This window comes from Pedobacter sp. AK013 (genome assembly GCF_014205835.1).
GTDB lineage: Bacteria > Bacteroidota > Bacteroidia > Sphingobacteriales > Sphingobacteriaceae > Pedobacter.
The window spans coordinates 47,303-59,686 of record NZ_JACHCQ010000018.1 but is presented as its reverse complement, the minus strand read 5'-3'; the positions used below and the strand labels follow the sequence as shown (position 1 = coordinate 59,686).

The window sequence follows — 12,384 nt, the reverse complement described above, 5'->3', positions numbered from 1 at the left end:
CATTTGTTATTTACGCGATCGTCATTCCCGCGCAGGCGGGAATCTTAATGCAAGCTACAAGTCCAGCTATAGCATTACGATCCCCAATCAAATTGGGAATGACGAACCACTTAATAATTAAGCGTATATGTTAAATTATACGTGCGGCCGCGGCCGGCATAATAAAAGGTCTCTTTTTTAGCTAACGATTGGTATAAAAATTGCGAACGTTGACTCCAGATAGTCTGGTAGTTTTTGTTCAACAGGTTTTGTACACCAAATGATAAACTTCCGGTAAATAATTTCACAGAACCTAATAAATCAACAGTAGTAAAACCCTTTAACTCGTTTTGTACAACAGCATTTCCGATTGTAGCATAACCTTTCGAATCAAATGAATGGAAAGCCTGTGCTTTTATTCCAAAAACTTTTCCGTTATAACCCAAATAACCTGCAATTTTAGACGGACTTGCAACAGTTACGTCCTGTAATGACCATGTACCATCCGCATTTTGTTTCTGTGTTTTAATATACAGACCGTTTACACCAGCTTCGAAACCATTTTTCAGGTTTAATGACAATGAGCCTTCAACACCTAAATTCCTAACATTTTCATCATAAACCTCAATGTTGAAAGTGCTATTGGTTTTTACGTTTTTATCAGATAAGGCATAAAAACCAGCTACCTGTGCATTAAATACACCGGTACGGTAACGGTAACCAGCTTCGTACTGTTCTGTTTTGATACCCGTTAAAGGAGAACTTGCAACATTGATGGAGTTACCCAAATTCCAGTTGGTACCTGCCAATGTATAAGCACCTTGTCCGTAATATTTTGCCGGATCGGCCAAGTTAAATCCTTGCGAAAAATTAACCCAAGCTTGTTGGGCGGTGTTGATTTTAAATACCAAACCACCATTTAATAGGTTCACATCATAATGGTTTTCTCCACCTGCAATAGCAGTAGCGGTTTTACCCACCCCGTAAGCCAAAGGCACAGCAGCGGTAGTACCCACAAAATCGCCAACTTTAACAAACATACGTTGTTGACGCACACCTCCTGATAAAGTTAGAAAATTGGCTATTTTAACCTGAGCCTGTAAAAAACCCGATAAACCATTTACCCTAAAGTTGGGATAACGGGTAATAGTGGTTACTGTAGCATTGTTTAAACCGCCAGATGTTGCAGCTTTTGTCCTATCGAACAAGGCTTGCTGCGCATTAAAATTTTCGTTATCGGCATCGATACCATAGGTAAGACTTAATCGGTTCCAATCTTTATTCAAAACCAGTTTTAAGGCGCTGTAATTTGTATTTTGGATTGACGACCCGCTGTAAAGTACACCAGGTATTGCCGCTGTTCCAGGAAAGGGGTGAAAGCTAAATTGTTCGCTCCTTGCAGCAGCCTGTACATAAAGTGTTTGTCCGCCCAAAATCTCACTTGCCTGATAGTTGGCATTGATATTTGCCCTGCTTGTTTTGGGATCAACATCCGATGAGTAACCGTTTCTCATCTCTAAAAGACCCGGATTCGCTAATAATCCAGCATAATTTGTTCCTAAAAACAGGTCTTTATCGCCACGGTAGCCTGAGTTGTAATATTGGCCATTCACAAATAGTTTTTGGTAATCAGTCAATTTAAATTCGGTACTTCCGAAAAAATCGAACGATTGGTTATACTGTAAATCTGTTTGCGTAATATCGGTAAAAATCTGTTTTCCATCTGTGCCATAAGCTGCATTGTTTTTTTGAAAAGCCATGCCGATACGGCCATTCCAATCTTTGCTACCGCCCGAAATGGCCTGTGCTACACGCACATCATGATCACTTTTTTCTTTCAGTCCACTACGTACACCTACCTGGGTAGTAAAACTTGGCTGGCTGTCTTGTCCTTTCTTGGTAATGATATTGATGATACCACCTGTTGCACCACCACCATAAACAGCACTTGCGCCAGATAAAACTTCAATTCTTTCGATGTTGAAAGGATCTATCGATTCGAACTGGCGGCTTACACCACGGGTACTGTTTAACGATACACCATCAATCATCACCAAAGCATCTCTGCCACGTTGGTTTTGTCCATAATTGGTACGTCCCTCCGGACCAGCATCCAAACTCGGAATTAATTGTGCCAATGTCTGTTTAAGTGGGATTCCTGCCCTGGCCTGCTCCTGTATTTTTGCACCATCTACTACCCAAACGGTACCTGGTATTTCACTGATTTTTGTCGGTTTACGTGATGAAACCACCACAACTTCCTGCATGTTGGAAGTTGGACTCAGGCTAATGGTTAAATTAACGCTCTGATCTTTAACCAAGCTCACTTTTTGCAGAATGGTTGTATACCCCACATAACTTACCTGTAATTGGTAAGAACCAGCGGCTAGCTTTAGTTCGAAACTACCATCAGCAGCTGTTGTAGTCGAAATATTGTTACTTTCAACTTTAATATTTGCTCCCGCAAGCGGAGCGGTTTCACCTATTACCTTTCCGGTAAGGGTTTGAGCTTTGCCTGTTAAAACAACTCCACAGACAAGGATTACTATTAAGTATAGATTTTTCATTCGAATTATTTTTTCGCACAAAACAATCATTTATTTAGATTAAATACAAATAAAATATCTTATTTTTTCTTTACACTAGCGATAAATCATTTAAAAAAAAGCATATAAACAACTTACTAACAATATGTTAAAAATATTTTAAATATTATTTTTAATCAATCTAAATAAAAATATACCTTAGCAGTCGTGATTATTAATAAAAAAAGCTTGCGCTTAATCTCTCACCTAACCAGATTTATAAATAAAAAATATCGGCTTAAAACACCTGGTATTTTATTGCCTATAACCTTAACCTTTTGAAAATTGAAAAACTAATGTTTACATCAGACCTCGAAAAACATGAATTAATTGATTTCCTTACGGAAAGTCCGACTAAGGAAATCTTTCACCAAGAAAATGAAGCAGAATACCTGCATGCGGTAGGAAAAGTTACCCAGGCAGTAAAAAAATTCCTTAACAACAATCAACAACCCTTTAGTGGCATATCGCCGTCGAAGTTAAGACCACTGTTTGATTCGATTGAATTTGAAAAAACACATGATAACTACGATGCTTTGCTTAAAGAAGTAGAGCAGCTCTATACCAATCATGCGGTTGCCTTTCACCACCCTGCTTATATTGCCCATTTAAACTGCCCTATTGTAATTCCGGCTATAGCTGCTGAGGTGATGATCTCGTCGATCAATTCGTCAATTGATACCTGGGACCAAAGTGCTGGTGGGACATTGATTGAGCAAAAACTGATCGAATGGACCTGCGACCAGGTTGGCTATAGCCAAAAAGCTGATGGTATTTTTACCAGTGGTGGTACCCAGAGCAATTTAATGGGGCTTTTATTGGCACGCGATCATTATTCAATTACTGCACTAAATCACAACATTAAACTAGAGGGGTTACCCCAGGAAGCTTCCAGGTTCAGAATATTTGTTTCCGAAAAAGCACACTTTAGTATCCAGAAAAATGCATCCCTTTTAGGTTTAGGTGAAAAATCGGTAATCAAGATTAAAACTGACCGCAGCTTTAGGATGAATACCATTTTATTGGAAGACGCGATTAAGCGCGAAATTGCCCAAGGAAATATTCCTATTGCCGTGGTAGGCACAGCAGGTACTACCGATTTCGGGAATGTAGACCCTTTGAAAGAACTTGCCTACATCAGCAAAAAATATAATACCTGGTTTCATATTGATGCAGCTTATGGCTGTGGTTTATTGTTAACAGATAAATATCGGAGGTTGCTGAATGGGATCGAACTGGCCCACTCTGTTACGGTTGATTACCATAAATCTTTCTTCCAACCGGTAAGCAGCAGTGGTTTTTTAGTTAATGATAAAAAATATTTTAACCTGATTACCCACCATGCCGATTATTTAAATCCTAAAGATCATGATGAAGATGGTTTGCCCAATCAGGTAAACAAATCGATACAGACCACCCGCAGGTTCGATGCCTTAAAACTTTGGTTTACGCTCAGGATGATGGGCAGAAACAAATTGGGTGGCTATTTTGATACGATTATAGAAACTGCTGCACAAATTGCCGATCGCTTAAATTTCGACAGCGATTTTGAGCTGATGAACGAATCAGACGTCAGTGCCCTGGTTTTCCGTTACCGGCCAAAAAATGTGCGTCTGGATATTTGTGCCATGAACCAATACATCAAAAAATCTATGTTCAATGAAGGAAAAGCCCTAGTGGCAGGCACCAAAATTAACCATCATTTCTACCTCAAATTTACCCTACTTAACCCGCTAACTACCATTAGCGATATTGAAAACATTATTAAAATCATTAAAAAACATGGAAACGAATATGTTAGACTCAATCAAGCTTCAGCAGATTTCAGAAGAAACTAATTTTAACGCGCTCCTAAACAGTTATTGTAGAGAATTTGCTAACTGGAGCCGTTACACCGGTATCCCTAAATATGATGAAGCCTTAGCCAATTATCTGGTTACAACAAGTAATCGTTTGCATATCAGGTTCGACTTTACAGCCATTGGCTTCGAAGTATATGCACCTTTAAAATTTTATGCCGATAGTGGCAGACACGTGTTTAATTTCCCTGTAATTGAAAGGAACATTGATACAGATGCCATCAATCAGATCACGATTTACAGGTTTATGGAACTCGCTACCCAATTCAGTGCCGAAGAATTTACTGCTATTGATGCAGATCTGGTAAAACAACGTTTAGCCAATAGTGTAGAAAACCTCGAAACATTTTTATTCTTCTTTAAGCAAAATGGCAAACCTGCAAATTTTGCGAAAATGAGTTTTATTGAGGCCGAGCAATCTTTATTTTTAGGCCACAACGCCCATCCCCTACCAAAAGGCAGATCTGGTTTTAACAATAAAGAAGAACTTATCAAATTCTCACCAGAAACACAGGGACAATTCCAATTGGCCTATTTCCTGATCTCAGCCGAAAATATTGTGGAGAAAAATGCGGAAGGTTTCGACATAACCGATCTTTTCAGAATTGAGCTTTTAGATAGCGGTAATGCGGAGACAATTGCTTTATTGGATCAACATCCAGATTATAAAGTGGTACCCATGCACCCGTGGGAGGCCAAACACCTGCTTACTCTTCCTGTTGTAAAAGCAATGCAGCAAGAAAACCTGCTTTTCTTTTTGGGGCATTTTGGAGAATTTTATACACCAACATCATCGGTAAGAACGGTTTATAATGCATCGAGCGATTGGATGCTTAAATTTTCATTACATGTAAAAATAACCAATTCAGAAAGGGTTAATCTGGTTCGGGAACTTCACCGTGGCTATGATGTAAGTAAGCTTCTAAAAACCGAATACGGCAAAGCGGCCAAAACCGAATTCCCAGAAATTGAATTTATTACCGATCCGGCCTTTATCACTGTTAATTATAAAGGTAAAACCATTGATGGCTTTAACATCAGCATCAGGCATAATCCGTTTAAAGGAGAAGGAACCGAAAAAAACGTTACCTTGTTAGCCGCACTTTGCCAGGATGCGCTATTGGGCCAGAAACCAAGAATTGTAAATCTGATCGAAGAAGCCGCAATCAGCAAAAACAAAACAGTTGCTCATACCGCCATAAACTGGTTTAAACAGTATCTACACCTTTGTGTAGCCCCAATTATTGGCCTTTACAACAATTTTGGGATGGCTTTTGAGTTCCATCAGCAAAATGTGATGGTAGAACTGGATAAAGATTATTATCCTGCCAAATTTTATTTTAGGGATAACCAGGGTTATTTCTTTAGCGACAGCAAAGTAGAGCCATTAAAAGCGGTTTATCCGAGCATTGCTGAAGAAAGTGGTTCGATAGTACCAAACGAATACATTATTCCTAAGCTCACCTATTATTTACTCATTAATAATATTTTAGGTGTGGTAAATGCCATTGCAAGTAACAACCTCGCTGATGAGAAGACCTTGCTCGATCTTGTTTATCTGGAGTTTAAGCAATTCGAAAAAAGCGATACCACAGGATTAGTAGATTATATCATCAACCGTCGCAGTTGGGAAGTAAAGGGCAACCTGCTTACCAACCTCTGTAATATTGATGAAGCCAGTGCCCCTATCGATAATCCGGCCATTTACCGTGAGTTTCCAAATCCATTATCTAAATATTTCTTTTCCGAAAACCTGATTAAACCACAAACAAAAGAGGTGTTATACAGCAGGTTTTTTCCCAAAGAGAATATAACCATCAATATCCGCCCTTTTAATATTGATCGCGATCTAGAAATGGTTCATGATTGGTTTAATCAGGAGCATGCGAAACCGATCTGGAAGATGGACGGACCAATTAGAGGCTTAGAACTATTCTATAGAACTTTATTGCCCAACGATTCATCGCATAGTTTTATTGGCGAAATAAATGACGAACCCACATTTACCATAGAACCCTATTGGCCTATGCGGGATGGTGTAGGTGCCTGCTATGAAGCTTTAACTACCGATTATGGTGCGCATTTACTGATTGCCCCTACCGATAAAGATAAAAAATTCAGTTTCGAAACGGGCCAGGCTTTAATGGATTTCATTTTTGAACAGCCCGAGGTAGGTAAATGTATCGGCGAGGCGGCAGTAGAAAGTCGTGCGATGCACATTTTCGTAACCAGACTAGGCTTTAAATTAGAAAAAGTGATCCAAATGCCTTATAAAATGGCCAATCTAACTTTCTGTTACCGCGATTGGTACTGGGACAAATTTCCGGAAGCCAAAGCTTATGCTATGATGAAAACAGCACAATTTGAAACGGAGGAGATATAATGCAAAAACAGAAAATATACGACATTGTTGGGATTGGAATCGGTCCCTTCAATTTAGGTTTGGCGGCTTTATGTGCTCCGATCAACAGTTTATCTACCTTGTTTTTAGATCAGGCGAGCGAGTTTAACTGGCACCCTGGCATGATGCTTAGCGATGCTACTTTACAGGTTCCATTTATGGCTGATCTGGTTACCATGGCCGATCCAACCAGCGCTTACAGCTTTTTAAACTACCTTAAACAAACAGATCGCCTGTATAAATTTTACATCAGGGAAGACTTTTTCGTATTGCGCAAAGAGTACAATGCTTATTGCAAATGGGCAATCAATCAACTGAAAAACTGCCAGTTTGGACAAAAAGTAACCCATATAAACTATGTTAATGGTGTTTATCAGGTAGAAAAAGTAGATCAGGTAACAGGAGTCACAGAAATCATTTTGACTAAAAAAATCGTACTCGGAACCGGAACGGGACCTAAAGTACCCGACTTTGTTAAACCAGCCCTATATAAAAATGCAATACACTCTTCGGAATACCTAAAATTTAAGGAAAGCATTTTAAAGCAAAAAACAGTCACCATAGTAGGTTCAGGTCAAAGTGCTGCCGAGATTTTTTACGATTTATTACCTGAAACCGAAAACGGGTTAAAATTGAAATGGTTTACCCGACCGGATCGCTTTTTCCCTATGGAATACTCCAAATTGACACTGGAACTGACTTCTCCAGAATATGTAGACCACTTTTACAATCTAAGTGATACCAAACGCAAGCAATTATTAGCTAAACAGAACTCATTATTTAAGGGAATAAATTTCGATCTGATTAACCAGATTTTTGATAAGCTATATGAGTTAAGCGTAGATGGCGAAAAAATTAATGCCGAACTGATGCCAAACTGCCAACTGAACAATTTAACTGAAAATAATGGTTCCTATCAGCTTGATTTTTACCATACGGAGAGTGAAAAAGACTTTAGTATAGATACTGATTTTGTGGTATTGGCTACGGGTTACAAATACAACGAACCCATGTTTTTAACCTCCATTAAAGAACGTATTGCCCGCAATGCCGATGGGCTTTTTCAGGTACAACGAAACTATGCTATTGATGTAAACGGAAACGAAATCTTTGTTCAGAATGCGGAACTGCATACGCATGGATTTGTGACACCTGATCTGGGCATGGGTGCCTATCGCAATGCATCCATTATCAATGCCATTTTAGGCTTCGAAATCTATAATGTAGAAAAACGGATTGCTTTCCAGCAGTTTAGCATAGCAGATGAAATACAGGAAAATGAATTATCTAACGCAGCGCTTCAGTTATCTGAAGATTAAATTGAGAATGTTGGTGGGGATTTTTAATCCCCAACACTGAGCACTGGATTTAAAATCCAGCGTACAACAAGTCCAGATTGCAAACCAGGACTAACGCATAATAAAAAAATAAACACCATGAATTACAACAATTTCAACCACATAAAACCTTTAAAAAAAGAAATTTGGGATAAGGTAAACCTCAATTATATTGCAAAATCAATAGTAGAATTGATGCACGAAAAATTAGCGGAGCCAATACTAACCAATAGAGATGATCAAGGAAATACTAGTTTCCGCCTCGCTACAGATTCTGAAGACATTTATTATACCTTTTCAGGTCAGCAACGTGCTTTAGATTATCTGCATATCGATAAGCAGAGTATCAAAAAGTTTGTAAATGGCGAAAGTGTAGCGGTAAACAATGCTCCTGCATTTTATACCGAGCTGCAACAAACTTTTGGTATTAAACCATTTACCCTTGCCCATTTTGTAGAAGAAACATTAAATACCCTATACGCCGATGCTTATATCCACGAAAAGGGCCGGTTAACAGCTGATGAATTAGCCAACGCCGATTACCAAACCATCGAACATCAAATGGATGGACATCCCTGGGCCACTATTAACAAAGGACGTATCGGTTTTAACCATAGCGATCAGGCTAAATATGCGCCAGAAGCAGCGCAAAAAACACAATTGGCATGGCTAGCTGTACATCAATCAAGAGCCGAATTTAAAAGTATCGAAAGTATTTCGCCTTTTTCTTTTTATAATGAAGAACTCAGTTTAAAACAGGTACACGATTTTAATCAGGTATTAACCCAACAACAGTTACCGCCAGAGGATTATTTCTTTATCCCTGTGCACGAATGGCAATGGAATAATAAAATCGTATTACAACTGGCTCATGATATTGCCCATCAATTGATTGTTCCCGTTGGTGTTGGGAATGATGAGTACATGTGTCAAAACAGCATCCGTACCTTTTTTAATGTAAGTGAGCCCAAAAAGCACTATGTAAAAACCGCCATTTCTATATTAAACACCTCCATTTTCAGGGGACTTTCGCCAAAAAAACTTGCTATTGCACCAAAGGTAACCCAGTGGGCAAAAGATATGCTTCAGGGCGATGAATATTTAAAACACACCCGAGTGGTACTTTTGGGTGAAGTGGCTACTGTAGCATATACACATCCACAATACAGTGAAATACCCGGCTCTCCGTATCAATACCAGGAATTTTTAGGGGCAATCTGGCGAGAAAGTGCCGAAAATTATCTTTTAGAAGGTGAGAATATCATGACCATGGCTAGTCTATTATATGTAGATAATAACGGTAAAAGCATGGTTGAGGCCTTAATCGAAAAATCTGAACTGGATGCAGAAGCCTGGTTAAATGCCTATTTATCGGCTTATCTAAAACCTGTGTTAAGGATTTTTTACAAACATGCTTTTTTCTTTAGTCCGCATGGCGAAAACACCATTTTGGTGATGAAAAACGGCATACCAGAACGTATTATCATTAAAGATTTTGTTGAAGAAATTGTGCTAACTGAAGAATCAAAAGCAAAATTACCGAATGATCTGGCAGATGTTTTAAGGGAAATTAATGATGAATTGGCGCCTTTATTTATCCTTTCGGGGATATTTGATGCCGTTTTCAGGTACCTCAGCAACATTTTCCATAGTTATGTTGGATTGGATGAAAAGCAATTCTGGCGTCAGGTGGCAGATGTAATTTTGGAATTCCAACAAGAAAACCCAGAACTTGCCCCAAAATTCGAGAAATTTGACCTGTTTGTACCCGAATTTATCAGGGTTTGCATCAATCGTGTAAGATTGTTAACCCACGGTTATAGCGAAAGCACCGACGTTCCGGTTCCGGAGTTGATCGGAACACTGGTTAATCCAGCAGCAGAGGCTTTGAAAGAAAATGTTTTGACGTAATGTGCAGTCGGATGTTACCATCTGGCACTAAGAAAGATAATCGTCAATTGCAAGGTTACGAAGCAATCTTACAACTATCGCTACTAGCGAGCGCATTAAGATTGCTTCGTCGGCTGAAAAAGCCTTCTCGCAATGACGACAAAACTTTTTAAACTACAAAAATAGTTTGTGTCGATAAAAGCATTATCTTGCCCTATAAATTATTACATAGATGAGGGCATTATTATTTATCTTTTTATCGACACTATTATTAGAAACGCCTACCATTGAAAAAGATCGCGATCGCTGGAAACCTTATTATACTGATGCTGCTCCTGCTAAAACAGCCGATCAATGGTTTCTCCCATTCGATGTGGCTAACCGTAAAAAAATAAGCAATATCAAAATCATCAGCATTTTTGGCGATCATAGAGATAGTTATGTTAAGGGGCATATCCATACCGCTATAGATATTAATCCTGCACAGCCTAAAGCAAAACTGGTTAATGTTTACGCCATGGCCAATGGAATAATCTGCTCTGTTCATTTGGGCGAAAATCAACGTACAGTTGTGGTAAAACATAAGCTACCGGGCGGATTAACCATGTTCACCACTTACAAACACCTTAAAGAAGTTTATGTAAGCAACGGCCAAAATGTTGATCAGAACACGAAACTGGCAAGATTGTTTACGCCGCAGGAAAGTAAAAAATATGGAGGTGATTATCATCATCTCCATTTAGAAATCAGAAAAAAATTTGATGACTATGGCTGTGCAAGCTGGTTAACTTTTAATAACAAACAACTGAACGAGCGTTTTTATAACCCTCAGGCATTTATAAAAGAATATATCAAATAATAACAAATACAAAAAAATATAAACCAAGCCCCTTTTTTCTTGTTGATTAAGAAACGCTCGTAACTAAATTATTTTGTTATGTACGTAATCTTAGGTGCTTCTGGTCAGGTTGGTTCGGCGATTGTAGATCATTTATTGGCTAAAAAATTAAACGTTAAAGCAATTGTTCATCATCCCGATAAAGCTTCAGTAATTAAAGAAAAAGGTGCAGAAGTAGCCATTGCCGATGCTATGGATTTAAATTCATTAATCGAAGCTTTTAAAGGTGGCGATATCCTTTTTGCTATAACACACCTGAAACTGGAAAAACAGAAGATGTGTTAGGTGAAACAAAAACTATCCTCGAAAATTACAATAAAGCCATTAAGCGGTCTTCAATTAAAAAAGTTGTCGGATTATCGTCGATTGGTGCACAATACAGTAAAGGGACCGGTAATTTATTAATGTCGTATATGCTGGAGCATGCTTTTACAGATCTGATAATTCCTCAGATTTTTATTCGTCCTGCATATTATTATAGCAATTGGTTAGCTCAGCTTCCCGAAGTTAAAAAGAACGGAATACTACCCACTTTTTACCCTACCGACTTAACTTTACCTATGGCCTCGCCGATGGATGTAGCTTCATTTGCAGCTGATATTTTAATGAAAGACAGTCAATCTAAAATCTATGAAATTGTTGGACCCGAAAAACTAAATTCTGACGATGTAGCTGCAGCTTTTGAAAAAGTATTAAATAAAGAGGTTAAAGCAAAACAAATTCCATCGAGCGAATGGAACATAACCCTGCAGAAAATGGGTTTCACACCAGATGCCAGCAAGAATTTTATTGATATGGCCCAAACTGTAGTGAATGGCAAAACTGATCCTGAGAACAAGGGAACTACTGTTGTTACATTAAAAACGCGCATTTCCGAATACTTCGAAAATGCGCTTCGAGACAATTAAAATAAGTGGTTATAAATATTATTGGTGTCAGAACGGAAATACATTAAATCTTAATACGTAAACTTAGGTTTCCCATTATCGCAGGTTACTCCCTTTGGCTGTATGACCAATGCACAATCTGAATATACACCCCATTTTTTATTATAATCGGCTTGTAGTTTGGTAAATTGTTCTACCTTTTTCAGAAAAGTGCTTTCATCTATTTTTACAGAATAAGCAATATAACTCGAGGCGCCTCCGCAAGCCTTAGATCCGATGGCAGTAAATTTCCATTCGCCGGCATTTTCACAGGTAAACTGTTGCGCAGTTTTTTCAATATCTTTATAAAGTCTATCCAGTTCTGACTGATCAGCGTTGAGCATGGGCTCATTTCGGTCTTTACAAGTCAATATCAAACTCATTATCAGTACAAATGAGGTTAAAATAAATAGCACCCGTTTCATTGTTTTTTTACTTTTAACCTAAAACGGGAATTAAAATAAAAACGCTACATCCCTTAAGACCTATGAAGTTTATGGCAACATGTC

Annotated in this window: 9 protein-coding genes; 7 read left to right on the top strand and 2 right to left on the bottom strand. The window is 38.4% G+C overall.

Annotated elements, in window-relative coordinates:
• Positions 1-110: 110 nt before the first annotated feature.
• Positions 111-2,546, bottom strand: coding sequence for a TonB-dependent receptor (locus HDC90_RS13390; protein ID WP_184467139.1), 2,436 nt, complete (start codon positions 2,544-2,546; stop codon positions 111-113).
• A gap of 314 nt (positions 2,547-2,860) precedes the next feature.
• On the opposite strand from HDC90_RS13390, the gene HDC90_RS13385 reads away from it, so the two are divergent.
• The 7 genes from HDC90_RS13385 to HDC90_RS13355 all read left to right on the top strand — a co-directional run bounded on the left by HDC90_RS13385 (position 2,861) and on the right by HDC90_RS13355 (position 11,857).
• A complete protein-coding gene (locus HDC90_RS13385; RefSeq protein ID WP_184467137.1) occupies positions 2,861-4,402 on the top strand; it encodes an aspartate aminotransferase family protein in 1,542 nt (513 codons plus the stop codon).
• Entirely contained in the window at positions 4,359-6,806 is a 2,448-nt protein-coding gene (locus HDC90_RS13380; protein ID WP_221451848.1) for a GNAT family N-acetyltransferase, read from the top strand. The genes HDC90_RS13385 and HDC90_RS13380 overlap by 44 nt, the downstream gene beginning before the upstream one ends.
• Positions 6,806-8,143 (top strand): lysine N(6)-hydroxylase/L-ornithine N(5)-oxygenase family protein, encoded by a 1,338-nt coding sequence (locus HDC90_RS13375; RefSeq protein ID WP_184467133.1) that lies wholly within the window; start codon positions 6,806-6,808, stop codon positions 8,141-8,143. The genes HDC90_RS13380 and HDC90_RS13375 overlap by 1 nt, the downstream gene beginning before the upstream one ends.
• 117 nt (positions 8,144-8,260) lie before the next feature.
• Entirely contained in the window at positions 8,261-10,072 is a 1,812-nt protein-coding gene (locus HDC90_RS13370; RefSeq protein WP_184467131.1) for an IucA/IucC family siderophore biosynthesis protein, read from the top strand.
• 211 nt (positions 10,073-10,283) lie between these two features.
• Complete coding sequence (locus HDC90_RS13365) at positions 10,284-10,910, top strand: M23 family metallopeptidase (RefSeq protein WP_184467129.1); 627 nt, start codon at positions 10,284-10,286, stop codon at positions 10,908-10,910.
• Positions 10,911-10,988: 78 nt separating this feature from the next.
• Entirely contained in the window at positions 10,989-11,234 is a 246-nt protein-coding gene (locus HDC90_RS13360; RefSeq protein ID WP_184467127.1) for an SDR family oxidoreductase, read from the top strand.
• Positions 11,228-11,857 carry a nucleoside-diphosphate sugar epimerase gene (locus HDC90_RS13355; RefSeq protein WP_184467125.1) on the top strand — a complete coding sequence of 210 codons (630 nt, stop codon included), beginning with the start codon at positions 11,228-11,230 and terminating at the stop codon, positions 11,855-11,857. The genes HDC90_RS13360 and HDC90_RS13355 overlap by 7 nt, the downstream gene beginning before the upstream one ends.
• 50 nt (positions 11,858-11,907) lie before the next feature.
• Here the strand turns inward: HDC90_RS13355 and HDC90_RS13350 are convergent, their stop codons facing one another.
• Positions 11,908-12,300: a hypothetical protein gene (locus tag HDC90_RS13350; protein WP_184467123.1), complete on the bottom strand. Its 393-nt coding sequence runs from the start codon at positions 12,298-12,300 to the stop codon at positions 11,908-11,910.
• Positions 12,301-12,384 lie beyond the last annotated feature (84 nt).